Source organism: Ruegeria sp. YTSA219 (assembly GCF_059609985.1).
The window spans coordinates 45,415-70,142 of sequence record NZ_JBXWMT010000005.1; the positions used below are offsets into that span (position 1 = coordinate 45,415).

Below are 24,728 nucleotides of genomic sequence, written 5' to 3' on the forward strand. Positions count from 1 at the left end.
TGACAATGCGGCATTAGTGGCTGCCGACCGTGGCTCCGCGTTGACGGTTGAGTGTGCATCAAACTATACTTTTGCCATGGCCAGCGGAAAATACATCGACGATTTGTCGGTTGGCAGAACCTTCGAAACCGGTGGCGTTACGCTGACCGAGGGAGCGATTATTGACTTCGCACTGGTTCATGACCCGCAGCCCTTCCACGTTAACAAAGTGGCTGCCGCAGAGTCGATTTTCGGCGGTCTCATCGCCAGTGGATTTCAGACAATTGCGCTTACTTTCAGGTTGTTCCGCGACACTGGTGTACTTACCGGCACCAATCTGGGTGGACATGGTATGGACGAGGTGCGGTGGCTGGCTCCGGTGTATTCCGGTGACACGATCAGCGTGCGAGTCACGGTTGAGGCAATTACACCATCACGTTCGAAGCCAGACCGGGGAACGGTCAAATTCCGATACCAGACATTTAACCAGAACGATGTTGAAGTTCTTAACCTGGTCATGCACCACGTGATGGCATGTCGGAGTTAAGGCGGTTTGCAGCGACTTGGGCGCGGCGATCAATTCGACCTCCCTTTGTCATCTTCAAAAGTATCCTTGGGCTCGCCACATAAGGCTTCTATTCGCAATTGCGGTCGTGGCGTACATGCAAACTAGCTTGTTCGCGTGTTCTCAATCCTTTTTTGCCTAAATAACTACTTGTAGATTGCCGCATAGCGAGGTGCGAAGAACTTAACGAAGGCTCTAACCTCTGGCCGACGATAGGCTTCCGGCGAAATGAGCATTAGGTGCGGCACCGCAAGTTCGGGGATTTCGTCGAAACATCGGATAAAAGACATGTCTGTTTCCACCAGCTTGACATTGCTGATCCCAAGGCCTTGCCCTGACCTGATCGCCGCATGCATTAGCTCCAGTTCAGTGAAAGACATGACGATCTGGTCCGGCTCCACGTGATTGGTCAACCATTCGTGGAATACATTTGGTACATCGTCCCGCTGAAAGGTAACAAACTGATGCCCGGCCAGATCATTCGTTGACCCCGGTAAGCCAAATTTGTCCGCGTAATTTCTGCTGCCGAACAAAGACCAGCGGGCCGTGCTGATCTTACGACAGATCAGGTCAGGATCAGGTTCAGTTCTTGCAAGGCGCAAAGCAATGTCGGCCTCGCCCGCCATCAGGTCCAGCGCCCGAACGCTGGACAAAAACTCGAATGCGACATCCTGATTGTCGGCGGAAAACTCGTTTACGATTTCAATCATGCGTGCAGAGAAGTTTGCTGAGTAAGCGGTGATACGGATGGGTTGTGTCGACGTCAATTCTTTCGCGCAATCGGCAAATTCAAGGACTGAAGTCTCGATTGCTTCGGCGAGGGGAACGAGGCGAAGGGCTTCTGGGGTCGGTTTGAACCCGTGCGTACCGCGCTCAAAAAGCGTCAAGCCTGTTTCTCTTTCGAGAACATCAATGCGTCGGGCAACCGTTGGTTGGGAGACCTTTAGCTTTCTAGAGGCCGCAAGCGTCGACCCTTCTCTGAAGACAGAGAGGAACACACGAATATCCGACCAATTTCGGAACCCGTTCTTCATTTTTGTAGAACAGCACAATTTTGTGCCGGATACCAGAAAAACGGGAGAACAGTTACTGTTGTTGCGACAGCGCAATTAACTCGGAAAGGACCATGAGATGGCTTCCCATACAATGTCACCCAGCCTCTGGGCCGTATTTGGTGGACTGTTCGGTTGGACCAAAAGAGCCTTCCCCGAAACCCGGAAGCTGCGGCCTACAGCCAACGATCTTCACGCGGAACGCGACTATATTAATGACGTGATCTGGAGTAATCCCGATGCGTTTTCGAGTGAGCTTGACGTGCAGAACATGATGAACCTGTATCCAGGAAAGTTCTGACAACACTTGGTGACAATCGGCCGAATAAGGCGATTAGATCGCACCAAAATGCAGCTGCAAGCTGGAAGTGACAGCCACGCACCTGTGTTGTCGCCATAGAGTAAGTAGCAACACGAGACCTTCTGTCATCACACCTATCACTGCGGTCGTTCGAACGTCTGATCAATGCCTGCACGTCTGGCACTTCCTTGGGGCATCACCGACGACAATTAAATATGGACAAAAGATTTGCAGCACCAATTGGGGCGACTGTGACACCAATGGGGGTCTCTTCAACCGCGACTTTCAGGAAGCCTGCGGAAGAACCTATGCCGAGTTACTTCGCTCGATCACCCTTTTCTACGCGCCACGACGACAAATTGGGTCATCGAAAAGAAGAAGCGTCCAACTTTTGCAAGGCTGAACTGTTCGTCAAACCACGATTGCGCAACTGCGGGATCAACATAGTCATTTGCGACAGCGTATTGCTTCATGAGGTGCATCATCATGATTGCGAGGCCATCAGGCTTTAGCTGGTGATCTGTCATAGTGAACGACAAGACATCTTCCACATGGTCGCCGCGAGCCTTTATCAGTGCGGGCAGTCTTTCCGGGAGGGAACCACTCACAAAGTGCTGGTTCCAGGAAGTCAGCATCTTTTGCATTCTGTCGGGCTCATCGCTGAACCAAATCAAGCTACCAAAGTGCAGATCACTGATGACAAGCCGCCCGCCGGGTTTGACGCACCGCAGCGTGTCAGCCAACGCACCGTCTACGTCTTCGATGTACTCAAAGACTTGTACCGAGACCGCTTTGTCAGCACTCTCATTCTCAATGGGCAAGCTATTTGCAGCACCAGCACGAAACTCCACGTTTGCGTAGTCGCTGCATCGTTCTTTAGCGGCCGCTGTCATGTCAGTGCTTGGGTCGATCCCGATGACACAGCCATCCGAGCCAACTGCGCGAGCCAACTCTGCTGTCAACAGCCCGTTGCCACATCCGATGTCCAAAATAGTTTCACCGGGAGAAGGGCACAGCGCATCAAATGACACCTGTCGTCGCCGCGTCAATTCGGCTCCCTGATAGGCGGTTTCTAGTAATTTCGTTGTTTCAGCGTCAAACTTAAGCAACTCTCCACCCTTACAAAGCCCACCAGTCCCCGAAACTCTAGTCCGAAATGGCCCACAACATGGGGGCTAGACAGCTTCTTGGCAAGTTCGAGGTTCAGTAGGATGCGGCCTGTGGCAGGTTTACAGCTCCCCCACCGGGTTTTCATCTTTTGAGAATCCTAGTTTCCGTGGGTACAACGCCCAAGCGTGCTGCCCATCCGTCGTTGTGATCAGACACAAACTGCTTCAGGTGCGCACGGTAGAATTTAGCCATTGCATTGGACCTAGTTGCCAAATCAGACCCAGGTCGTGCAGTCATCCGAAGCCGACCGTTGACTGCCAAAGGGTCACCTCAGGGTTCGATAGGTACAGCGCCCAACTGGCCGCGGTGATTTGTTGCCGCGATCAGTGGGCCTATTGGAGATTTCAAATCAGAGGATGCCGCAGCCGCCACGCATTCGCTATCGCCTAAAAGTTGAGTTCGCACTCAAGAAACTAAAAATTTCAACTCTTGATTGCATCGCCAATAGAACTTTGGGCAATTTAGTCAGAGCTTTGGGTCAAAACAGGAATTTGGGCGATCCTACACAAAAATTGTAGGGACGCGCATAACGCTGCATTCTTATCATTGATTTTATTCAGAAAATCTGGGTGTCTTCGCCCATAATTTTGCACAGCATTTGCGCATAGGTTTGCACGATTTTCCCATAAGATTGCACGGTTCACTATACGCGCTCAATTTTCGATTGTCGTACAGTGGCTTGATCAACTTGAACGCACCATAACTCAGCCAAAAGTGCGTTATTCTTGGAACAATTCAACCCAAAACCGAACAAACAACTCAATTGCGAGGCTATGGTAGATTCCTTTCAATTTAGCTCGGCTCGGTTGGTTTAGATAAAAACTATTTAACATCGGCAATTCGACGCATGGGAACAGACGGCAGCAAGCTGTTTAAATTCTAGGGATGCGTCTCATTAAGACTGCATAGGGTGATTAGCCATCGACCATCTGGTTGTCGCTCAAGCACATTCAGCGAAACGCCTTCACCTGTCGTGCCTTCGCTAAATTCTGCAAGACACCAGCCGAGTTCGCCGTCTCGACCTGCACTAGAGACATTGATTTTTTGTCTTCTCCACCTTCCGCGACCCACTCTGCATGTGTGTCTTCAATAGCTTGCCTTCCAATGGAAGGTGGGCCGAAGGGAGAGTACATCTCTGCTTGCGCTGCAAACACGGAAGCGCATCCATTGGCGTCCCCTTGTCGGTAGCAGGCGACATAGTGGTCGAATACCTCCTGGCACTGTTGTTTGAAGGACATACAAACACTCCTAATTTCGCTGTCCTAGCATCAGGTTCTGCAATTCTACTGTCAAATCAACCTCGATCAGATTGTTTGCGTCGCTTCTACCTAGGACAAACCCGTCTTTGGTTTTGCGCCTGGGAACTGACATCTAAGCAAGATGCAGCATTTGACTCTTTGGGCTCAAGTAGACAATCGCTGTACAAGGCATAAATGACTGCTATGCGGACATTCCCGACTTTGGATTTTCGAAGAACGCTGGCGCAGCATCTATTCGCAAGCGCAGCATAAGTTTCGAGTCACCGCAGCGGGGTTCCCGTTTCCCGCCATTCAATGGTGCGAGAATCGGCGATTTCCAAATTGTCCCTTCGCCGCAGTTTTGAGAGACAACCATTGAGCGGGACTTTGCTGACCTTGATGATTTTGACTCGAATGAATGCTTTTTCTAACCAAGAGAAAAGATGCGGCCAAAAATTTGGTGTTAGAAGCTAGGTTTGCTGGCTCTCCGTCGCTTGTGGCTGGATGAACAAAGTTCGATTGCTTGCACTCAATTTCATGTGCGGCTCAAAGGAATTTGCCTCAATAACAGCACGCCTTAGTAGATCCGACACCTTTTAGAACCAATATCCATCCAAAGATCATCAAAACGGAATCTTTGCTTCTCCGATTGTCTCGATAAGCGGTGCTAAGTGAGATTCGTAGTTTCGCCATTTCTCCTTTGACGAGCTGTATAATGGCTGGCGCACTTGATGAACACTTGCAGTGCGGACACGTCGTGCCCCTTTGTAAAACTCGAGACAACGATTATCCCACTCGAGGCCACAATATGCTATCAAGCGTCGCGCTTCGAACTCGATATCATCGATAAGGCTCTCATAGTGAATGGTGTGAAAGCTGCCGGCGGGGAGAACTTCCTGCCAATGCTGCATAACGCGCACATAGGCATTAAAGTATCGACCCAATTCGATCTGGTCGTAGCTGTGGAGCTGACTGCGCTGAAACACTCGGGTGAAGCAGGACAGACACGTATCTAGCGGATTGCGCGCGACATGCACGATCCGCGCATTGGGCATGATCGCATGAATTAGGCCAACCATCAGAAAGTTCGCAGGCATCTTATCAACGATATAAGGTTTACCAGGAGCGTGCGCATCGAGCCGCTGGACATATCGTTGGGCGCGTTTTGAAAGCTCCTGATCCGAGAGAGCCGCAATCAGACTTCCAGTTTTCTTGTTTCCACCGCGCAGTTGATCGGTGAAAAGTTTGTGCAAATAGTTAAGCTCTCCGGCTCCGAATACGTCTGGATGGCTGGCGAGGATCGACTCCGTCAACGTCGTTCCAGACCGCGGCATGCCAACAACAAAAATTGGCTGGCTGCTGTCCACCGAGCTCTGGTGAAGTTTTTCGAGCAGTTCCGGTGTAAAGGCCGTGATCAGGTCGTCTGCCGTTTCCTCGATTTGGTCGGCATCAAAATCGATAATGCTGCGCTTTATTGCAGCCCCTTTTGCAAAATGCTCAAAAGCGCTGTCGTAGCGCTTGAGGTCCTCATAACATTTTCCCAATGCGTAGTGATACGATACCGATTGTTCAGGAAGCATCTTGTCGGCTTCAGGCAACGCAGCCACAAGACCCTGAAAATCAAGGTTGTCTTCGGTAACTTTATCCAACTTAACCAACGCGATCTGCGCATTCAAACGCGCCTTGTCCCTTTCTGCGGCCTTGTTGAACCAGCTGCGGGCAGCGTCAAAATTGCCCTGCTCCATCTCCAGATGGCCCAATGCGATCATTGTGGCCGAGAATTCCGGTTTTAGCTCAAGGGTCTTCTCGTAGTTGGCAAAACCGGCCTCGAGGTCGCCAAGGTGCGATTTGCAAACGGCTATATAGTGGTATGCAGGCGCGTGGCCGGGGTCTATGTGCTGCGCTTTTTCTGCCTCGACAAGGGCAAGTTCATGCAGGTTTTTCTCGATCAGGACCTGCGCAAGCCCGACATAAGCTTCGGGCTTTTTTTCATCTAGCGAAATCGCATTTCGAAAACAGCGTTCGGCTTCGTCCCATTCGCTCTGCAAAACGTGTAACCGTCCCCGATTGCGGTGCAACTCTGCGGAAATATGCCCCTTGCCAAGACAGTCATCTGCAAAATCTCTGGCTTCTTCTAGCTCCTCAGCTTCTATCATTACAGAAATGAGATTGTTGACACTCTCGAGATAGTCCGGGCGCAAATCTAGCACCCTACGATAGAACGAGATTGCCCCTTCCCTGTCCTCGTTGTCGCGCGCGATTGATCCAAGATTATTCAGCGCAGCAATCAGATCTGGATTAAGGGCCAGCGCTCTCTTCTGAGATGCCTCGGCTTCGGATAAATCACCTATATCGTAATAGGCAAGCCCAAGGTTTGAATGCCCATTTGCAACCCCCGGAGCAAGCTGGACTGCACGTTTGCCAACCCTGATCGCTTCTTCAGGTTTTCCGTTCGTGCGTAACACCTCGGTGAAGTTCGACAGGAACCCAGCATTGTCCGGCTGTAATCGGATCGCTTCGCGCATAGCATTTTCAGCTGGCCCGCTTTGACCGGTTTGAAACGCAATTACGCCAAGCAGTTGATGCGCTGGCGCGTATTCGGGCGCAGCCTTGAGCACTTGGTTCAGAACATTGACAGCTTTATTCAAATGCCCTGTATCGTAGGCCTGAACTCCTTGGTTGTAGGCCTCACCGATGGATAATGTCTGGTTTTTAGGCATTCAAGTAGCTCCGGGCTGGCGCATGACGACAGCCTGATCTCAAGCGCCTTCAAGTCGCCACATTGTGTTGCAGTTTTCCTACGAATTTCCAACAGCAATAGGTCATCCTGTGCAATGGAAAATTGGTAGATTGCATACATGTTAACGATTTATTAACGGTTCGTAAGCGGAGCCGATTGCAAAAACGCGACGAGTTTCGAGAAAAAAACAAGATAATCTAACGGGATAGTAAATGTCTAATAATGGGTCGAGGGCGAACGCCCCCAAGCTCCGTGGGGGGCGTATTTTCAAGTGGAAAGGCCAAATTGTCAGCGCGGCTCCAGCTGCGTTGCTGGCGCAAGTATCAATGGTTGCCCTGATGGCCGGGGACGTACATGCGGATACGATCTCGAATGTGGTGACGACACCTCAGGTTTTCTCGACCGATGCGGATCACAAAGTAACGGCAAGCGGCGCGATCGAGATAACTTCTTCCACCGCTGCAGCTTTGACGATCACGACAGATTATTCGAGCACATTTACGAATAACGGCTCGATTTCGGTCACGGCAACGGATACCGATACTGCGACGGCACTTTTGCTGGACGGAAATTTGCAGCAATCCGGTGCTTTGATGAACAATGGCACCATTTCTGTAGATGTCACCGGGTCTGATCCTCAGGATATCTATGGCTTGCTGGTGAACGGTGACGCCGACGGGGTAATCCAAAACACCGGAACGATTGATGTCGACGTGTTGTCCACGGATGGCGATATCGAGGCCTGGGGTATCTACGTTGACGGTGACGTTTCTGAAACAGGTAAGATCGTCAACACCGGGACGATCAAGGTTGATGGGCTGATCACCGACGGAAGCACCGCATCAATCTACGGTATTGCGGTCGACCGCGACGTCGCGGGTGTGATCAGAAACAGCGGCACGATTGATGTCCGCGCCAGATCATTCGCCGATGATTATGCCTATGCCTGGGGCATTTACGTGCAAAGTGACCTGGAAGAAACCGGTCAGATCGTGAACTCGGGAACAATCAAATCGGTTGCCATATCGACCAGTGACAGTACCGCGTCTGCCTATGGGATCGAAGTCAATGGCAATGCGCACGGTGTGATCCGCAATACCGGCACATTGGAAGTATTGGCCTCTGCCCCTTCGACCTATGAGGCGATTGCCTATGGAATTTTGGTCGATCGTGACCTGTCCGGTCAGATCGATAACAGCGGTTCTATCGAGGTAACCGCAATCGGTGTTGAATCCGACGCTTCTGCTTTCGGCATTTACGTCGATGATGACGTATTGTCCGGCGCGTCCGTACATAACAGCGGTACAATTGAGGCCTTTGCCAGCGCGGATACCGATGACGTTGCATATGCGGGCGGGCTTTACCTTGAGGACCTTGTTGACGGGATCGTGGTAAACTCGGGCACGATTACGGCCACGGCTTTGTCTCTCAACACCGCGGACGAGGCGACCGCGACGGGCATTTATGCCGGGGATGACGTTTCCGGTACAATTCGCAACTCGGGCACTATGACGCTTTTCGCAGAAGCTGCCGAAGATTCTGCAGAAGCCTCGGGGATTTACCTGACCGATAACCTAAGCGGCTCTCTGGCAAACACGGGCGAGATTACAGCGACTGCGATTTCGCATGACACCTCTGCCGAGGCCTATGGGATTTATGTTGATGAAATCGTAACCGGTGACATCAAGAACACCGGAAGCATCACCGTCACCGCCAATGGCGCGCAACAGAATGGTGGGCCACCGCCAAACGCATCTGAGGCATTCGGCGTGTACGCCGGCGACATGCAGGGAACGTTCTCGAACACGGGCCCGATTACCGTGCACGCGACCGGCAGTTCCGGCACCCGTGCAGCCGGTATTCAGTTCGACAATTTCGACGGAACGATTCATGATCTCGGGACCATCAGGGTTTCGGGGAATGATGAGGTCTACGCCGTCTACCTTGGAACCGGCACGGGGACGCTGAATGTCGATACAATGGACGACGTTGAGGGTCTGATCCGCGTTCAGGACCATGACGTGAACCTAGAAGCCAAAGGCGGCAGTGGCGTGTTTGCGTTCGAAGATGCCGCGCCGGGTACGGGTACCTTCAAGACCACCGTGTCTGACGGGCAATCCGCTTGGTTCGTGCAGGACAAGGGCGGCGCTGCCCCGATCTATTCTGTGGTCGACGGCAATGACATTGCACCATCGGGCGATGTCGCGGCCTTCTTCGGCAGCATTGTCGGCGGCAGTGGCAATGCGCTTAGCTATGGTCAGGGACCGCAGGTCGCGCAGGGCGCAACCTTCGCTGGTTTCCGGCCCTTCGCAATGATCGACGCCCAGTATCGAGAGTTCGAGTCCGGCTCGAACGATGACACGGACGTGACGATGTTCAGCGGAAGCGCCGGGTATACGGGGCAGATGGATAACGGAGTGTCTCTGGCTGTTGCCATGGGTGTGTTCGCGTCGGATGGTGACAACAGCACCACCGACTTTGACACAAATGGCTTCTATCTTGATGCCGCAGTGGGTCGCCAGTTTGGTGCCTACACGCTGGATGCCGGATTTGGCATTGGTTGGCTCACGACTGATCGTAGCCGGTCGATCTCGGGCAGCTCTGACGCTAAGGCCGATTATAACAGCAGGCTGTTGACCGCGAACATCGGGGTCGAGCGTGCATTCGACCTCAGTGACGATTTCGGTTTGCTTGGTTTTGCCAGCGCCCGTTACACCAACCAAAAGGATGACGGCTATACCGAGACGGGGTCATCTGCGAATGCCACCGTCGGCGATATCACCACCGAAGTTGTCGAGGCCCGTTTGGGGGTTGAGGCATCAAAGGACCTTGAAAACGGCGGTGTTCTCAGCGGTCAGCTTGGCGGCGTGTTGCGGCGCGACCTAGGCAGTTCCGAGGGCGACGTAACCGTCTTCTCTCAGACCGAGTCTCTGGCCTTTGCGTCAACCGACTTTACCGGCGCCAGTGTCGTGGTCGGATACGAGCAAGATCTCATTCAGGACATGCGGCTTGAACTGACGGCGGAACAGGAAATCGGCAGCGACGCTCAGGGGCCATTCCTGCGCGCCGGACTTCGCTGGTCGTTCTAGATCTAAAGAGCACTGCGGCACCGAGAGCGGTGCCGCAGAAATCGGCTCCAAGCTGAACTATGTCGGGCTATTTGGTGTATAGTGTTGACCCTTTCACAAGTCTATTTGAGCTTCTCAAGTAGTCGACAATTATCCGAACATTATTGCGGTTGCCTGAAACCTATTATGCAACTGTTTCTTGAGCTTGTGTAAGCCGTCATTCGTTCGATGTGCAGTATCCGTCAAAATGGGCTCTCATTCCTCTTTCGTCGCCGGGAGGTCATAGGTCCGTTCTGAATCAGCGAACGGCAGGTGCCGCCCGCCGACATAGTTCAGATGTCGATCCGCTCTGCAATACTCAGCGCATCTTCCAGTTCAACCCCAAGGTATCGCACTGTGCTATCGACTTTCGTGTGTCCGAGCAAAAGCTGCACGGCGCGGAGGTTGCCGGTCTTTCGATAAATCTCGGCTGCCTTGGTGCGGCGCAGCGAATGGGTCCCGTAAACACCGTCAGCCCCGTCTTCGTCAAAGAAACGATGGAGATGATGGGTATGGATTCAAGCACGGGCTTATCGGCGGCAGACACTGCAAAGGCCTACGTTGCTGCCATCGAAGGCAATATGAACGGCGAAACGTTGGATGCGCCTGATTACGTATAACGCTATGAGCTAAGAAAACTTGCTTGGAATACAAACCTGCCGTTCGGACCGCGAGGCCGAATGGCAGAATTGTCCGCTCCTGGTGAATTCGGCGTCTGATCCTCGCTGCGGTCAACATGAATGACCGGTCCTTCCGCTACGCGGTGGCACCGAAATTCACGTGCATGCTGCATTTCTGGTGCTGCGTGCGCACGCAGCGAGAAATTCGAATTTACAGGTTGGGCTCAGACCGGTCATCCGACATTTTCAGTAGGACATTGAGCCGGTTCTGAGGGCTTCAAGGTCTGCTATGCGGACAAAACTGCCATTGGAGAAAAGCGAGGTAATGCTTGAAAAATCTTGCTTCCGCTGGGATGGTTTATCCGACAGAATTTTCTGAGGAATTTCGAATGCATTTTCCCAAACTTGCCGCAGTTTCGTCGATTGCTCTTGCAATAACCAGTTCGCAAGCGCTCTCCCAGGATGGGGGACCGATACTGTTCACAAACGTCAACGTGTTTGATGGTGTGAATGAGGAAATGATTGCAAATGCCAATGTCGTTGTAACCGACAATCTGATCACAGAAGTTTCCTTAGAACCCCTTTCAGTCGCTAATGGTATCGTCATCGACGGCGGTGGACGCACGTTGATGCCTGGCCTGATCGACGTACACTGGCACACGCTTTACTGCTGCAATCCGCAGAGCGTGGTTGTGACCGGCGATATTCTTGAGGTCGCGGTGCGGGGTGCCATCGGGTCCGAAGGCACATTAATGCGCGGCTTCACTACGGTGCGCGACGTTGGCGGCAATTCATTTGCCATAAAACGGATGATTGACGCAGGCGAGATCGAAGGCCCTCGTATCCTGCCGTCCGGCCCGCCCGTGACACAAACCGGCGGCCACTTTGACTATCGCCCCTACCAAGCGGTTCCGACGAACGGCGCGGATTCGCAATGGTACTGGTACAGCGTTGGTTTGATGGCGCAGGCTGATGGTGTTCCGGAAGTGGTCAAACGCGCGCGTGAGATCATGCGCATGGGCGCGACCCAGCTTAAGATTTCCACCGGCGGCGGGGTGTCATCTACCTATGACCCTCTGGATGTACGCCAATACACCAAGGCCGAAATCGAGGCATTCGTAGAGGTAGCTGACACCTACAACACCTATGTTGCATCTCATGTCTTCACGGACGAGGCAGTGGAGATAGCCGTTGCCGCTGGCGTTAAGTCCATCGAGCATGGCTTCTTGATGAGCCGCGAAACGATGGAACTGATGCGCGACAACGACGTGTGGTTGTCAGTGCAGCCTCTTCTGGATGACGAGGATGGCTTTTCTTTCGACGACCCTGTTAGCCAGCAGAAATGGATCGACGTCACCAACGGTACAGATTTCACCTACAAAACGGCGAAAGAAGTTGGCGTGAAAGTCGCTTTCGGCACCGACATCCTGTTCGATCCCAAACTGGCCGAACGTCAAGGCGCGTTCCTTGCCAAGTTGCAGCGCTGGTACACGCCATACGAGGTGCTGAAAATGGCGACTTCAACCAATGCTGAACTGCTCAAACTCTCAGGCCCGCGCCACCCCTATCAACAAGGCGATTTGGGTGTAATCGCAAAGGGCGCTTATGCCGACTTAATCCTTGTGGATGGCAATCCGCTGCAAGATATCGACCTGATCGCAGACCCGCATGAGAATTTCGATCTGATCATGAAAGACGGCAAAGTCTACAAGAACACGCTGGACTGAGTTCCAGATGAAGTCCTTTGCTCAAAGCCAGCTTTGTAACAACTGCTCGGGGCTCAAAGCGGTCGTCGGCGGCGGCGTGTCAGAATGGCGGTCTGGACAGTCTTACAAGGGAGCGTGGTGTGGGGAATGGACTTCTACCGCGGATCTGGACGTACTAGGCAACGCAAGGAGCGTGCCAACGGATCGAAGGCAAATGTTGTGATAGCACGACATGCTTCGCGCCTGTCCTAAGCGGCGCTAGTCTCCCGTCATAGCAACGCTGAAAGGAGCCGCCCAATGTCCCTCTTCTCTAAACTCTTCGGTGGTGGTGAAAAGTCGGAGCCGGAGCCAGTCTCTTACAGAGGGTTCGAAATCTTTCCGGACCTGATGCCCGAAGGTGGCAAGTACCGCCTTCTAGCCCGTATCGAAAAGACCATCGGCGGAAATCGCAAGACCCATACAGTGATCCGGGCGGATGTTTTTGAGACCCGGGATCAGGGCGAAAGCTTCAGCATCGCAAAGGCGAAACAGGTGATCGACGAGCAGGGCAACCGCATTTTCGATTAAGCAAACAGACAGCCTAATTTATGCGATGCAATCGACGGATGGTTCCGCAAATTAGACATCCGCCCCGATCTGGCGAAAGAACGCTAAGCAAGCCAAGCAGTCATTGGAAGTCTTAGATGCCCGATACATGCAGCTGCAATCTGGGTCCCAATTTCGTCTATTTTACAGCATGTGCTACCCTGTTGCATTTATCGTATGCAATTGAGGGCTGAAGATATGTGGAACATGGAACAGTTTGTAGCGGACTGCCGGACCGCAGTAGATCAGGACGCGTCTCACAAATCGGTGGCTGAGGTGGTGGACCGGGCGATGCGCGATCCCGCGGGCGTGACGCAAGCCTTGGGAGAGCCGACCGAAAGCGGTATCTTTCCCATTTACAAGTCAGGTGATCTGACAATCGTCAACGTCGTATGGAAGCCAGGAATGACCATAATGCCCCACAATCACGAAATGTGGGCCGTGATCGGTATTTATGGTGGCCGAGAAGATAACATTTTTTGGCGGCGCGTAGCAGATGACCCTAACGGACGCATTGAAGCGGCGGGGGCTCGAGCATTGTCGACGGGTGAATATGCTCCGCTTGGTAAGGACCTCATTCACTCGGTTACAAACCCTATCCCCAAGTTGACCGGAGCAATCCACGTATACGGCGGGGATTTTTTTGAAGCTGAGCGAAGCGAATGGGATCCTGAAAACCTGACGGAACATGCCTATGACATGTCGAAGGTTCGCGCGTTATTCGAGGACTAGTTTGCAGTTTGACAATCTGCGCTGGCAATGCCTTAGGCATGTTCCGTCTATACGTCAGGCTTCGCTGATAGCCGATTACTATCTCGTTGAATTGACACGGGGTGATGATCTCGGATTATGGACAGATGAGCAAATTACAACGCCCCCCGAAGCCTCGGCCACGCCCATTTCTTCCTAATCCGGACCGCTACGAGCAAATGGTCTATCGCCGTTGTGGGCGGTCTGGCATAAAGCTACCCGCGATAAGCCTTGGGCTATGGCACAACTTTGGTGGGGATACCCCGCACCAGACAAAGCGCGATCTCTGCCGCACTGCTTTTGACTTGGGTGTAACGCACTTTGATTTAGCAAATAACTATGGCCCACCACCGGGATCGGCGGAAGAAGCATTCGGTGAAATTTTAAAAACTGATTTCGCAGGCTATCGGGACGAACTCATCATATCTACCAAGGCAGGGTATGATATGTGGCCGGGCCCCTATGGGGAGTGGGGATCACGAAAGTATCTTGTGGCCTCTTGTGATCAGTCGCTCAAGCGGATGGGGTTAGAATACGCAGATATCTTTTATTCCCACCGTTACGATCCAGATACCCCTCTGGAAGAAACTATGGGGGCCTTAGACTATATAGTGCGCTCTGGGCGCGCACTTTACGTCGGAGTTTCAAGCTACAACTCGCAACGAACGCGCGAAGCGCTGGCCATCTTGAAAGACCTTGGCACGCCGTGCCTGATTCATCAGCCGTCGTATAACCTACTCAACCGTTGGGTTGAACGGGACGGGCTGTTGGATACGCTTGACGAATTGAACGTGGGATCGATTGCGTTCACGCCACTTGCCCAGGGTATTTTGACATCGAAGTATCTGAACGGCATTCCCGAAGACAGTCGTGCGACCCAAGGCAAGTCTCTATTGGACGGAATGATCAACGAACGTTCATTGACGAGTGTCAGGGCTCTAAACGACATAGCGGCGTCACGCGGTCAATCATTAGCTCAGATGGCGCTTGCTTGGGTGCTGAGAGGTGACCGGATTACGACAGCCCTTATTGGCGCTTCGCGACCTGAGCAGATCGTGGATTGCGTAGGTGCGGTCCAGAATTTGGAATTTACCGAAGCGGAACTCGCTAAGATTGACGAGGTAAGCTCGGAAGAGGAAATCAATCTCTGGGCGCGATCCTCGGAAATTGAGTAAGATTGTTGACCACTGATTTTTGGTGCTAGCAGGTTCTTCTGCTTAATCGCATGGCTTTTCTGCTTTGGGCTCTCAGCGGACATTCGAGAGTTCACAATAAGGAGCGCCTGATGTCGGCTCTGTGGGACTTTGCTGCCTTTTGCCTTTGCAGCTAGTGCTAACGCAGCATTGTTTTGCGAGTGCGGAAAGGCTACTGTGGGCGCTCCGCAGATATCTCGATACCGGACTTTCTCTTCAAAACGATGTACTTTCGGGGCGGTCACGCCATTGGGTGCAACATATAAGCTCTTGGGAGCGACGGAGGCCTCGCTGGATTGGATGTCAGCGGTTCAGGCTCTCTGCACACCCACATTCCGTCGCCAATGTCCCGCATAGGTCTTGAGTGCTGCGGCAGTCGAATCGTTGATCTGCATAGTGCGTTTATCAACTGGTGGCGGCGCAGCGTGGCCCCCGACAAGCAAGGCCGCCCCTGCGCTGGTTCCTGTGGACCCAAGCGAACGATGGACGTCGGCGTCTGTCGCGATGCTCAGCATATCGAGATAAATCTGGTTTGCCGCGAAGGGGCCTTCGACAATGATGCTTCCGGTGTGCCCGATGTTGGACAGGCACTCTGCCGTCACAAGCGCGAGATAAAGCGCCACAACCGCGCCGCGCTCACCGGTTCCGATCTTTGGCTCATCGCCGCTCCACCGCGAGGTCTGCCCCTTGAAAGGACCGGTGTCGGGCACGACGGCGGGCAGAAGCATGATCTCATTTGAGAGGACATGCGCCAGGTCTTGTGGAGATGGGTTGGGATAGGCTCCTCCGGTCGCAACATCATGCTCCCGTCCTCCCATGAACCGCGCAGACGGCGCTGGATGTCCACGGGCCGTCACATTGATGAGCGTGTCGAGATCGGGATTGAGCGTGGCCTTTGTTCCACCTATGGACATCGCAATCACCCAGGTTCCGGTCGACACGACACTGAACGGGGGAGTTTCGGCCAGAACATAGGGCAAAAGCGACGCGTTGGAATCGTGGATACCGCAATATACGGGGGTCTCGGGCGGCAGACCCGTTTCTTCGGCAATTTGCGACAAGATGGTCCCAAGGCGATCCGAAGGTCTCCGCACAGGGGCCATCTTTTCAGTGATACCAAGCGCCTCGACCAGCGACGAGAATGAACCGGCGCCCGGGCTCCAAAGATCGGTGTGGCAGCCGAGCGAGGTCACATCCGTAGCCGTTGCGCCCGTCAGCCGAGCGCCCCAAAACTGCGGGTATGTGACGATCTGTTGTGTCCGGCGTTTCAAATCTGGGTCGACGTGGAATTGCCAATGGAGTTGAGCGCCAATGTTCAAACCGCCGGCCAGCTTCGGGGATCCCGTCACCGAGAATGGCGGGCGGATTGCGTCGTAGTCGTCCGCCAGATCATCCGGCCCGGCAAATTCGTAGTCCAGGATCGGGGCGGCAAGGTTTCCGTCGCGGTCCAGCAAGGCCGCGCAGGCCCCGTGGGTCGTAATCGATATGGCATCGACGCCATGCGTTTCGTGAAATTCGCGCAATCCGTCCAGCAGGAAAGCCCAGTGTCCTTCAACATCGAAATGCGGCCAGGGTGGGCCGGGCAGAACGGTGTTCGGGCGCGTGATCACCGCGACCTCGGTCAGAGTGTCACGATCAACCAATACCAGTTTCGCGTTGGTTTTCCCGATATCTATGACCGCGACATGGGATGTCATGGCAGGTGGAAAACGATTTCAAGCGGCGTTGCCACGGGTTCGTTGGTCGGATGAGTCTGCATGATGTCCGCCATATGCGCCCACCACTTCTTCATCACGGGATGGCTCGGCAGATCATCCATGCCGTGCCCGTCTTCGCGCCAAAGCACTCCGAACAGCATATTCGTTTCGCCATCCAGATGGATCGAGTAATCGCTGACGCCGGCGTTTTTCAGCAGTTCGGATAGCTCTGGCCATATCGCGTCGTGGCGCTTGATGTATTCCGCGCGGCAGCCGGGGTTCAGCATCATCTTAAAGGCGAATTTCTCCATCAACGCGCCCGCCACATGGACCAGAGACGCGGCAGGGCGATAACCCCAATCAAAAGCGCGCCGATGACGATCGACATCACAATGCCCGGCACATTCAAAAGGCCCAGACCAAAGGTCACCAGCCCCATCACGAAGGCCGCGATGACAACGCCGATGATCGTTCCCGAGCCGCCCAGAATGCTGACGCCTCCCAGCACAACCATCGTGACGATCTCAAGCTCCCAGCCTGTCGCAATGGACGGGCGCGTGGAACCGAGCCGCGCGGTCAGGCAGATCGCGGCAACACCTGACATCAGCCCTGTTAGAAGGAACAGGATGAACTTCACGCGCTGCACACGAATGCCCGAGAACATCGCACCGGTTGCATTGTTCCCAATCGCATAGACCGCCCGGCCGAAGTTCGTCTTGTGAAGGAGGATTGCATAGATCAGTGCGATGATCGCGAAGAGCACGAACTCGAACGAGATCACCCACCAGACGTAACCTTGGCCGAACCAAGAGAAGCTCTGGGGATATCCGCGAAAGGCCTGATCTCCGAGTACGATAAAGCTGATGCCGCGAAACAGGCTCATCGTGCCAATGGTGACAACGATGGATGGCAGACCCATGCGGGTCACCAGGAGACCGTTGAATGCACCGCAAAGAAGACCGACACCGAGTCCGATCAGCACAAGACCAGGAGTGCCGACACCCATCTGGACGGCAGCCCCCATGGCGGTTGAGGCCAGTGCGATGATCGACGCGACTGACAAATCGATCTCGCCTGAGATAATCAGAAGGGCCATCGCAAAGGCAATCATCGCCTTTTCTGTGAAGTTGAAGGTCGCGTCGCTCAGGTTCCAGGCGTTCAGGAAGTAAGGCGACGCAAAGCTGTTGGCGACGAAGATGCCGATGGCGACCAGAAGCAGCAGCGTTTCCCAGCTTTTCAGCCTTTGCTCGAGCGGCGACTGCAGGCGGTCCGGGACGAAACGGTCTGTGGTGCTCATGTTGCATGCTCCGCGCGTTTGAGAATGATGCGGCCCTTCTCGCGATTGGCCTGGGCGTTAAGGGCCACGGCGATGATGATCGCGCCGCCTGAGATGGCCAGCTGCCAGAATGGAGAGATGTCGACGACCGGAAGCGCGTTCTTGATGATGCCGAGGAACAAGGCCCCGAGCAGCGCGCCCGTGACCGTCCCAATACCGCCCATGATCGACACACCGCCGATCACGCAGGCGGCGACAACGTCCAACTCGAAACCCCCAGCGATATCGACATAGGACACGGCAAACCGCGAAACCCAGAGGTACCCTGTCAGCCCTGCCAATGCGCCGGAGATCGTGAACGCCCAGAACTGTGTCTTGCCGACGTTGATGCCCGCGTAGGTCGCAGCATGAGGATTACCGCCCGCTGCATAGAATGCGCGCCCCAGAGTTGTACGCGTCATGACGATTGTGAAGATAATCACCGCGACAATCGCGATCCATCCCAGAACAGGTAGACCCAGGAATTCTGCACGTGGGAATGCCTTGAACGCTGGGCTCATTTCATGGCTGTTGACCCATTTCCCGTCCGAGATCACGAATATGATCCCGCGGAAGATCGTCATTGTGCCAAGCGTCACAACGATGGGCGGGATGGCCAGTTTCCAGACAAGAATACCATTGATCATGCCCAGGATCGTGCCGAGCCCGATCGCGATCATCAGGATCACGACAATCGGCAAGCCGGGGGCAGCGACGTTCACCATCGACACGACCATGCCTGTCAGCGCCAGATTTGCGGCAACGCTGAGGTCGATGCACTTGGTCAGGATGACGATCATCTGCCCGATCGCCAGCAGGATCAGGGGCGAGGTGTCGTTGAACACATTGGCAAGGTTGGAGGGCGCGACGAAGCCCGGAAAGCGCGATGAGATCAGTGCCAGCAGAAGGAGGATCGCGCCAACCAGCAGGGTTTCTCGTGATGTCAGAATGCGTTTCAGCATGGGCGTTTCCCTTCAGATTCCGGCGGCATGACGGACAAGTGTTTCGGGTTGCAGGTCGCCATTGGCCAGCTCGGCGACCATGCGGCCTTCGCGCATGACGATGACGCGGTCGGACATGCCAAGAACTTCTGGGATTTCCGAGCTCACCATGATCACTGCAAGGCCCTGCGCCGCCAGCTCCGCCATGAATTCGTGCACGGCGGCCTTTGACCCGATGTCTACGCCTTTGGTAGGCTCATCGAGGATGATGACCTTAGGCTTTGTAGCCAGCCATTTGGCGATCACGACCTTTTGCTGGTTGCCGCCCGAAAGGTTGCCCACGTGGGTGTCGAGCGAGGCTGCCCGCAGGTCCAGTCGTTCGGTGTATTCGCGGGCCAGCTTGAATTCTTCAGCGAGCTTCAGAAAACCCCTGCTGGAAATGCGCCCAAGCGAAGGTAGTGTGACATTCTGAAAAATCGGCAGGTCCAGGATGGCACCCTGCTTGCCGCGATCTTCGGGCACATAAACAATACCACTGTCGACCGCGTCGGCCGGAGACTTGATGTGCACCGCTGCGCCGTCAATCTCGACCCTGCCGCCCGAAGGGCGCGTGATTCCAAAAAGAGCTTGCATGAATTCGGAGCGGCCGGCGCCCACGAGGCCATAAAACCCAAGAATCTCGCCCTTGCGCAGGGTGAATACGATGTCTTCAAACTCGGTCGGATGGGAATATCCCTCGACTCTCAGAACGGTGTCGCCGGGGCTGGAGTCCCGCTTGGGGAAAATCTGGCTGACATCCCGGCCGACCATCATCTTGACCAGATCAGGTTCGCTGACATCTGCGATAGCACCGTCCCCGATCAGCTGACCATCGCGAAAAACGGTGTAGTTGTCGGCAATGCGGAAGATCTCATCGAACTTGTGGCTGATGAACAGGATCGCCTTGCCCTGCGCCTTCAAGGTCTCGACCAACTCATAAAGCTCTTCGATTTCCTTGTGTGAAAGTGCGGCCGTCGGCTCGTCCATGATTACCACGCGGGCATCTATCGACAGCGCGCGGGCGACAGCCACAAGGTGCTTGTTGGCGATGCCAAGGTCTTTCAGTTTGTGTTCGGGATCGATGTTTGCGCCAATGCCGTTCAGTATTCCGCGCGCCCGTTCGGCCATTTTCTTCAAATCGATCAAGCCGAAGGCGCCGCGAGGCGCATGCCCAAGGAAGATATTTTCGGCCACGGACAATTCGTCAAACAGGACGGTTTCCTGATGGATCGCCGTGACGCCATGGTCCGATGCAGCTTGTGGAACCGGGAACTTGGTGACTTTCCCGTCGACTAGGATCGCGCCGCCGTCCGGCTGGTAGATGCCGGTCAGGGTTTTCACGACCGTAGATTTGCCCGCACCGTTTTCCCCGATAAGAGCCGTCACCTTGCCGGGATAGAGCTGCAGCGAAACCTCTGAAAGTGCTTTGACGCCAGGAAAAGTCTTGGTGATCCGATCAAGCGCCAAGACAGCGACATCATCGGATGCGGCATCGCGCACGATCGTATTGTCCGTTTGTTCTAGCATCGGATCTCTCGGGATTGGGCAAGGGACTCCTGCGCAGCGCAGATCGCCGCGCAGGAGATTGGTCGCTTAGAAGATCGACTTGAACTGATCGATGTTCGAGGCGTCGTAGACAAACGGGTCCGCCATGGCGGCCGAATTGGTCTCGTCCAGCGTAATCGTGCCAACGCGGCCGATCGAAATTTCCGCACCCGGCTCGGCCGTTGCATTCCCCGAAGCCAGCGCATGGGCAATCATCGCTGCCGAATACCCCAGATCAATAGGGTTCCAGATCGCGAAGGATTGCGATGCACCGCTTTCAATCGCACCTGCCATTTCGGACGGAAGACCAAGGCCGGTCACATTTACCTCGCCCACCTTGCCGGCGTCGACAACAGCCTGAGCGGCGGCCACGATGCCAACAGAAGTCGGTGCAATGATCGCATCCAGATCCGGATAGGACTGCATGAGGCCCGTGGCTTCGCGATAGGACTTGTCTGCAAGGTCGTCGCCGTAAACGGTCGTCACGACGTTGATGCCGGGATAGTTGCCCATCACCTTGTTCATCTCTTCGATCCAGATGTTCTGATTTGTCGAAGTGGTGGTCGCGGAAAGAACGGCCACATCGCCACCGTCAGGCAGATGATCTGCGGCAAGCTTGATGATCATGTTACCGATCAGCGCGTTGGACGACGGATTCAGGTGCACCATTCGGCCTTCTTCTGCCACGCCGGAGTCCCAGGAGATAACAGTGATGCCCCGCTGCATTGCTTTTTGCAGGGTCGGTACCAGTGCGTCCGTGTCATTCGCGGAAACTGCGATGGCGTCCACGCCTTGCGCGATCAGCGAATTGATCACCTCGATCTGGCCTTCAGCGGTCGTGTCCGTCGGGCCGGTATAGATGATCTCGACCCCACCCAGTTCGGCGGCGGCTTCTTCGGCGCCTTCAGCGGCGGCTTCAAAGAAGCCGATGCCAAGCGCCTTAACGACAAGCGCGATGCGCATATCGTCCTGGGCCATGGCGGTGGTGCCGAACAGGCTTGCAGCCAGGCTGAGACCGGCGGTGAGAGTGGTAAAAGTGCGACGTTTCATTTGGAGTCCTCCCTTAAATACGTTCGCGATTGGAGCCTCTTTAAGAGGCCACGTTTCTCTGAGCGCCCCCGGATTGGGCGACGATCAGCGTCACTTCTGCGGCCTCCAGCATGGCGGCGGCTTTGTCGGATATCTGGTCATCGGTGATGACGGTTGTGATGCGGTTCAGTGGACAGAGCACAAGGCTGGAGCGTCGTTCAAACTTCGTGCTGTCGGCGAGAACGATCAGTTCATCGGCCTGGTCGATGAGCTTTTGTTCAGCCTGGATTAGTAGCGGGTCGGCTTCCATCAGGCCAAGCGGCCCAAGCCCCTGGGCGCCCATGAACATGCGACGAGCGCAGAAGTTGCGCGTCACATCATTGTCGAATGGTGACAGGATGATGTTTTGCTCGCGATAGATCGTGCCGCCCGAGAGCATGATGGTATTCTTGGAATGCTTCAGCAGATGTTCGGCGATCGGGAACGAGTTCGTGAAAACCTGCATTCGACGGCTCGCCAGCGGGTGCACCATCTGAAAGGTCGTCGTGCCGCCATTGATAATGATCGCGTCGCCATCTTCGCAAAGATCGACCGCGGCGGCAGCAATCGCCTGCTTTTCTTCAATGCGCATGGTTTCATTGACAGAGAAGGGGCGCCCCGCAAGGCCCACGATCTGCGGAGGGCTCAACGCCTCGGCCCCGCCGCGCACACGGCGCAACAGCCCATCCTGGTCCAGCGTGGCAATGTCGCGCCGAATAGTGGCTTCGGAGGCGCCGGTTAGATTGCACAAGTCCAATACTGTAGCCACCGGGCGTTCTTCGACCGCGGACAAGATAATCGTATGGCGTTCTTTTTCGTGCATTTGTGCCTCCCTTTGACTTCAAGCTGGCGAGATTCGCGTCACATGTCAATCAAAAACGATCAAAAACAATCATACTGCGCCGCAGAATGATCGAATATGATTGAAAATGATTGACATATTGGCGCACGCGGCGCATCGTTGCGATCAATCGGGAATTCCGGCGCTATGCGCCAATTGGGAGGAAATATGTTGAAATCATTGGAAAATAATCTGCTCGAAAGTCGCTGGGATGATGCTGAGGCAAAAGGAAAAAGCGAATCAGAGCTTCTTCTCTATCGCTCAAACATTCTTGGTTCTGACAAGCGCGTGACCAATTACGGCGGCGGCAATACGTCTGCCAAGGTGATCGAGACAGACCCCCTCACGGGCGACGAGGTTGAGGTGCTTTGGGTCAAAGGGTCAGGTGGTGACATCGGCTCGATGAAGCTTGACGGATTCGCCACGCTTTACATGGACAAGCTTCAAGCGCTGAAATCGCTCTACCGTGGCGTGGAATTCGAAGACGAGATGGTCGGCTACCTGCCGCATTGCACCTTCAAGCTGAACCCGCGCGCGGCCTCGATAGACACGCCCTTGCACGCCTACGTTCCACGCAAACACGTTGACCACGTTCATGCAGATGCGATCATCGCGATCGCTGCGTCCAAGAACTCGAAAGAACTGACGCAGGAAATCTTTGGGGATCGCATCGGTTGGTTGCCCTGGAAGAAGCCGGGCTACGAGCTGGGCTTGTGGCTGGAAAAGTACTGCAACGAAAACCCGGACGCCGACGGTGTGGTCCTTGAAAGCCATGGACTGTTCACATGGGGTGATACGGCCAAGGACTGCTATGACCAGACAATCGATGTGATCAACGTCGCGACCAAATGGCTTGATGAGCAAAGCAGGGGCGTCGCGCCCTTTGGCGGCGCGATCCACGAAAGCCTGTCGGCCAGCGAACGCAGCAGCATTGCCGCGCGTCTTATGCCGGCGATCCGGGGTTTTGTTTCCGGCAACCAGCACATGGTCGGTCATTTCAACGACAGCGATGCCGTTCTGGAATTTGTAAACGCGAAAGACATGAAACCGCTTGCGGCTTTGGGAACGTCCTGTCCGGATCACTTCCTGCGCACGAAAATCCGCCCACTTGTCGTTCCGTTTGATCCCGCTCGCGGGAATATCGACGACGTCTTGGCTGGATTGCCGGACCAGATCGAATCCTACCGCAAGGACTACGCAGCCTATTACGACCGCTGCAAGCACGGCGACAGCCCCGACATTCGCGATCCGAATGCTGTTGTCTACATTGTGCCCGGCGTCGGCATGATCACTTTCGCCAAGGACAAGGCAACCGCAAGGATCTCGGGCGAGTTCTACGTCAACGCGATCAACGTGATGCGCGGTGCCTCGGCAGTCAGTGAATATCAGGGGCTGCCCGAACAGGAAGCCTTCGACATCGAATACTGGTTGCTTGAAGAAGCGAAATTGCAGCGCATGCCGAAGCCCAAGTCACTTGCCGGACGTGTCGCCCTTGTGACGGGCGGAGCGGGCGGCATCGGTGCGGCAACCGCTGAACGCTACCTTCAGGAAGGCGCCTGCGTCGTTCTGGCCGACATCAACGAAAACGCCTTGGCATCTACCAGAAAGCATCTGACGGAACGCTACAGCGCGGACGTCGTGCGAAGCGTCAACATGAATGTCACAAGCGAAGAGGCCGTGGCATCGGCCTTCGCGGAAACCTCGGTAGAATTTGGCGGGGTCGACATCCTGGTCTCCAACGCTGGCATTGCCTCTTCCGCACCGATCGAGGACACCTCGCTGGCACTCTGGAACAAGAACATGGACATCCTGTCCACGGGTTATTTCCTTGTCAGCCGCGAGGCATTCAAGATCATGCGGGTGCAGGATATGGGTGGCTCGGTCGTCTTTGTGGCGTCGAAAAATGGCCTCGCAGCCTCGCCGAACGCTGCCGCTTATTGCACCGCGAAAGCCTCGGAAATCCACCTTGCCCGCTGCCTTGCCCTGGAAGGTGCGGAGGCTGGCATCCGCGTCAATGTCGTCAACCCCGACGCGGTTTTGCGCGGATCGAAGATCTGGGAAGGTGATTGGCTGGAACAGCGCGCCGGCACTTACGGCACCGACAAGGACGGGCTGGAGGAAATGTACCGCCAGCGATCCATGTTGAAACGCTCGGTCCTGCCCGAAGACATCGCCGAGGCCTGCTATTTCTTCGCCGCCGATACCTCCGCCAAATCCACCGGCAACATCATCAACGTGGATGCTGGCAACGTCCAGGCCTTCACACGCTAGGGGGT

The 24,728-nt window shown here is 54.7% G+C and carries 20 protein-coding genes and 1 pseudogene; 8 read left to right on the plus strand and 13 right to left on the minus strand.

Annotation, left to right across the window (positions count from 1 at the left end; genetic code table 11):
- Positions 1 to 16: 16 nt before the first annotated feature.
- Entirely contained in the window at positions 17 to 526 is a 510-nt protein-coding gene (locus AC2FFB_RS09180) for a MaoC family dehydratase (RefSeq protein WP_496708326.1), read from the plus strand.
- A gap of 164 nt (positions 527 to 690) precedes the next feature.
- On the opposite strand, the gene AC2FFB_RS09185 is transcribed toward AC2FFB_RS09180, so the two are convergent.
- Positions 691 to 1,653: a LysR family transcriptional regulator gene (locus tag AC2FFB_RS09185; protein ID WP_142639591.1), complete on the minus strand. Its 963-nt coding sequence runs from the start codon at positions 1,651 to 1,653 to the stop codon at positions 691 to 693.
- A 22-nt stretch (positions 1,654 to 1,675) separates the two neighbouring features.
- On the opposite strand from AC2FFB_RS09185, the gene AC2FFB_RS09190 reads away from it, so the two are divergent.
- Entirely contained in the window at positions 1,676 to 1,897 is a 222-nt protein-coding gene (locus AC2FFB_RS09190; RefSeq protein ID WP_271951927.1) for a hypothetical protein, read from the plus strand.
- Positions 1,898 to 2,226: 329 nt separating this feature from the next.
- Here the strand turns inward: AC2FFB_RS09190 and AC2FFB_RS09195 are convergent, their stop codons facing one another.
- The 4 genes from AC2FFB_RS09195 to AC2FFB_RS09210 form a co-directional block, all read right to left on the minus strand.
- Positions 2,227 to 3,006: a methyltransferase domain-containing protein gene (locus AC2FFB_RS09195; RefSeq protein WP_281973673.1), complete on the minus strand. Its 780-nt coding sequence runs from the start codon at positions 3,004 to 3,006 to the stop codon at positions 2,227 to 2,229.
- Positions 2,970 to 3,152, minus strand: a complete 183-nt coding sequence (locus tag AC2FFB_RS09200) for a hypothetical protein (protein ID WP_496694109.1) — start codon at positions 3,150 to 3,152, stop codon at positions 2,970 to 2,972. Before AC2FFB_RS09200 ends, AC2FFB_RS09195 begins: the two co-directional genes overlap by 37 nt.
- 865 nt (positions 3,153 to 4,017) lie before the next feature.
- On the minus strand, positions 4,018 to 4,305 hold the full coding sequence (locus AC2FFB_RS09205) for a Cif family virulence factor (protein ID WP_496874813.1): 288 nt from the start codon (positions 4,303 to 4,305) through the stop codon (positions 4,018 to 4,020).
- Between the two features lie 623 nt (positions 4,306 to 4,928).
- A complete protein-coding gene (locus AC2FFB_RS09210; protein ID WP_496713843.1) occupies positions 4,929 to 7,025 on the minus strand; it encodes a tetratricopeptide repeat-containing sulfotransferase family protein in 2,097 nt (698 codons plus the stop codon).
- Between the two features lie 346 nt (positions 7,026 to 7,371).
- On the opposite strand from AC2FFB_RS09210, the gene AC2FFB_RS09215 reads away from it, so the two are divergent.
- A complete protein-coding gene (locus AC2FFB_RS09215) occupies positions 7,372 to 10,134 on the plus strand; it encodes an autotransporter family protein (RefSeq protein WP_496874814.1) in 2,763 nt (920 codons plus the stop codon).
- Between the two features lie 311 nt (positions 10,135 to 10,445).
- Here AC2FFB_RS09215 and AC2FFB_RS09220 read toward each other — a convergent pair.
- Positions 10,446 to 10,616: pseudogene (locus AC2FFB_RS09220) on the minus strand (tyrosine-type recombinase/integrase); the annotation flags it as partial.
- A gap of 545 nt (positions 10,617 to 11,161) precedes the next feature.
- Between AC2FFB_RS09220 and AC2FFB_RS09225 the strand changes: the two are divergent.
- The 4 genes from AC2FFB_RS09225 (at position 11,162) to mgrA (ending at position 14,988) form a co-directional block, all read left to right on the plus strand.
- Positions 11,162 to 12,499, plus strand: a complete 1,338-nt coding sequence (locus AC2FFB_RS09225; RefSeq protein ID WP_496690512.1) for a metal-dependent hydrolase family protein — start codon at positions 11,162 to 11,164, stop codon at positions 12,497 to 12,499.
- A 276-nt stretch (positions 12,500 to 12,775) separates the two neighbouring features.
- A complete protein-coding gene (locus AC2FFB_RS09230) occupies positions 12,776 to 13,045 on the plus strand; it encodes an HlyU family transcriptional regulator (RefSeq protein ID WP_281973667.1) in 270 nt (89 codons plus the stop codon).
- Positions 13,046 to 13,270: 225 nt separating this feature from the next.
- Positions 13,271 to 13,795: a cysteine dioxygenase family protein gene (locus tag AC2FFB_RS09235; RefSeq protein WP_246097323.1), complete on the plus strand. Its 525-nt coding sequence runs from the start codon at positions 13,271 to 13,273 to the stop codon at positions 13,793 to 13,795.
- Positions 13,796 to 13,920: 125 nt separating this feature from the next.
- Positions 13,921 to 14,988, plus strand: a complete 1,068-nt coding sequence (gene mgrA / locus AC2FFB_RS09240; protein WP_496874867.1) for an L-glyceraldehyde 3-phosphate reductase — start codon at positions 13,921 to 13,923, stop codon at positions 14,986 to 14,988.
- 329 nt (positions 14,989 to 15,317) lie between these two features.
- Here mgrA and AC2FFB_RS09245 read toward each other — a convergent pair whose 3' ends face one another.
- From AC2FFB_RS09245 to AC2FFB_RS09275, 7 genes are all read right to left on the minus strand, one after another.
- Positions 15,318 to 16,703 carry an FGGY-family carbohydrate kinase gene (locus AC2FFB_RS09245; RefSeq protein ID WP_496874815.1) on the minus strand — a complete coding sequence of 462 codons (1,386 nt, stop codon included), beginning with the start codon at positions 16,701 to 16,703 and terminating at the stop codon, positions 15,318 to 15,320.
- The gene (gene rhaM / locus AC2FFB_RS09250; protein ID WP_496874816.1) at positions 16,700 to 17,014 is read right to left on the minus strand and encodes an L-rhamnose mutarotase; all 315 of its coding nucleotides are present in this window, start codon (positions 17,012 to 17,014) and stop codon (positions 16,700 to 16,702) included. The genes AC2FFB_RS09245 and rhaM overlap by 4 nt, the downstream gene beginning before the upstream one ends.
- Positions 17,014 to 18,000 (minus strand): ABC transporter permease, encoded by a 987-nt coding sequence (locus AC2FFB_RS09255; protein ID WP_496874817.1) that lies wholly within the window; start codon positions 17,998 to 18,000, stop codon positions 17,014 to 17,016. The genes rhaM and AC2FFB_RS09255 overlap by 1 nt, the downstream gene beginning before the upstream one ends.
- Positions 17,997 to 18,980: an ABC transporter permease gene (locus tag AC2FFB_RS09260; protein WP_496874818.1), complete on the minus strand. Its 984-nt coding sequence runs from the start codon at positions 18,978 to 18,980 to the stop codon at positions 17,997 to 17,999. The genes AC2FFB_RS09255 and AC2FFB_RS09260 overlap by 4 nt, the downstream gene beginning before the upstream one ends.
- Positions 18,981 to 18,992: 12 nt before the next feature.
- Positions 18,993 to 20,525 (minus strand): sugar ABC transporter ATP-binding protein, encoded by a 1,533-nt coding sequence (locus AC2FFB_RS09265; protein WP_496874819.1) that lies wholly within the window; start codon positions 20,523 to 20,525, stop codon positions 18,993 to 18,995.
- A 66-nt stretch (positions 20,526 to 20,591) separates the two neighbouring features.
- Positions 20,592 to 21,593, minus strand: coding sequence for a rhamnose ABC transporter substrate-binding protein (gene rhaS / locus AC2FFB_RS09270; RefSeq protein WP_496874820.1), 1,002 nt, complete (start codon positions 21,591 to 21,593; stop codon positions 20,592 to 20,594).
- A 40-nt stretch (positions 21,594 to 21,633) separates the two neighbouring features.
- Complete coding sequence (locus AC2FFB_RS09275) at positions 21,634 to 22,434, minus strand: DeoR/GlpR family DNA-binding transcription regulator (protein WP_496874821.1); 801 nt, start codon at positions 22,432 to 22,434, stop codon at positions 21,634 to 21,636.
- Positions 22,435 to 22,620: 186 nt separating this feature from the next.
- Between AC2FFB_RS09275 and AC2FFB_RS09280 the strand changes: the two genes are divergently transcribed.
- On the plus strand, positions 22,621 to 24,723 hold the full coding sequence (locus tag AC2FFB_RS09280) for a bifunctional rhamnulose-1-phosphate aldolase/short-chain dehydrogenase (RefSeq protein WP_496874822.1): 2,103 nt from the start codon (positions 22,621 to 22,623) through the stop codon (positions 24,721 to 24,723).
- Positions 24,724 to 24,728 lie beyond the last annotated feature (5 nt).

What these genes read in the sequence shown, in the direction of transcription:
- AC2FFB_RS09190 (WP_271951927.1), top strand. Translation starts at nt 1,676, where the DNA reads ATGGCTTCCCATACAATGTCACCCAGCCTCTGGGCCGTATTTGGTGGA.
- AC2FFB_RS09200 (WP_496694109.1), bottom strand. Translation starts at nt 3,152, where the DNA reads ATGAAAACCCGGTGGGGGAGCTGTAAACCTGCCACAGGCCGCATCCTA.
- AC2FFB_RS09205 (WP_496874813.1), bottom strand. Translation starts at nt 4,305, where the DNA reads ATGTCCTTCAAACAACAGTGCCAGGAGGTATTCGACCACTATGTCGCC.
- AC2FFB_RS09210 (WP_496713843.1), bottom strand. Translation starts at nt 7,025, where the DNA reads ATGCCTAAAAACCAGACATTATCCATCGGTGAGGCCTACAACCAAGGA.
- AC2FFB_RS09215 (WP_496874814.1), top strand. Translation starts at nt 7,372, where the DNA reads ATGGTTGCCCTGATGGCCGGGGACGTACATGCGGATACGATCTCGAAT.
- AC2FFB_RS09225 (WP_496690512.1), top strand. Translation starts at nt 11,162, where the DNA reads ATGCATTTTCCCAAACTTGCCGCAGTTTCGTCGATTGCTCTTGCAATA.
- AC2FFB_RS09230 (WP_281973667.1), top strand. Translation starts at nt 12,776, where the DNA reads ATGTCCCTCTTCTCTAAACTCTTCGGTGGTGGTGAAAAGTCGGAGCCG.
- AC2FFB_RS09235 (WP_246097323.1), top strand. Translation starts at nt 13,271, where the DNA reads ATGGAACAGTTTGTAGCGGACTGCCGGACCGCAGTAGATCAGGACGCG.
- mgrA (WP_496874867.1), top strand. Translation starts at nt 13,921, where the DNA reads ATGAGCAAATTACAACGCCCCCCGAAGCCTCGGCCACGCCCATTTCTT.
- AC2FFB_RS09245 (WP_496874815.1), bottom strand. Translation starts at nt 16,703, where the DNA reads ATGACATCCCATGTCGCGGTCATAGATATCGGGAAAACCAACGCGAAA.
- rhaM (WP_496874816.1), bottom strand. Translation starts at nt 17,014, where the DNA reads ATGGAGAAATTCGCCTTTAAGATGATGCTGAACCCCGGCTGCCGCGCG.
- AC2FFB_RS09255 (WP_496874817.1), bottom strand. Translation starts at nt 18,000, where the DNA reads ATGAGCACCACAGACCGTTTCGTCCCGGACCGCCTGCAGTCGCCGCTC.
- AC2FFB_RS09260 (WP_496874818.1), bottom strand. Translation starts at nt 18,980, where the DNA reads ATGCTGAAACGCATTCTGACATCACGAGAAACCCTGCTGGTTGGCGCG.
- AC2FFB_RS09265 (WP_496874819.1), bottom strand. Translation starts at nt 20,525, where the DNA reads ATGCTAGAACAAACGGACAATACGATCGTGCGCGATGCCGCATCCGAT.
- rhaS (WP_496874820.1), bottom strand. Translation starts at nt 21,593, where the DNA reads ATGAAACGTCGCACTTTTACCACTCTCACCGCCGGTCTCAGCCTGGCT.
- AC2FFB_RS09275 (WP_496874821.1), bottom strand. Translation starts at nt 22,434, where the DNA reads ATGCACGAAAAAGAACGCCATACGATTATCTTGTCCGCGGTCGAAGAA.
- AC2FFB_RS09280 (WP_496874822.1), top strand. Translation starts at nt 22,621, where the DNA reads ATGTTGAAATCATTGGAAAATAATCTGCTCGAAAGTCGCTGGGATGAT.